This window comes from Nitrospirillum amazonense, assembly GCF_029594735.1.
In the GTDB taxonomy this organism is placed as follows: domain Bacteria; phylum Pseudomonadota; class Alphaproteobacteria; order Azospirillales; family Azospirillaceae; genus Nitrospirillum; species Nitrospirillum amazonense.
This window is the reverse complement of record NZ_JARPAF010000021.1, coordinates 1-211: the sequence shown is the minus strand read 5'-3', so window position 1 is coordinate 211 and position 211 is coordinate 1. Positions and strand designations below refer to the sequence as shown.

Below are 211 nucleotides of genomic sequence, written 5' to 3'. Positions count from 1 at the left end.
CGAGCGCGAGACGGTGCAGGGCGCCAGCGACTGCCGCTCCATGACCCCCGGCGGCCGCTTCCAGCTGACCGACCATCCCGTCGCCGCCGAGAACGGCGCCTATGTCGTGCTCTCCGCCAGCCACCGCGCCAGCGACCTCAGTTACGAGGGCGGCGGCGCCAGCCACTCCGGCTACGCCAACCATTTCACCTGCCTGCCGGCCGCCACCCCT

1 protein-coding gene is annotated in these 211 nt (G+C 73.0%); it reads left to right on the top strand.

The window, feature by feature from the left end; all coding sequences use genetic code 11:
* On the top strand, positions 1-211 hold a 211-nt coding region (locus P5F91_RS29795; protein WP_277909156.1), incomplete at both ends, for a contractile injection system protein, VgrG/Pvc8 family.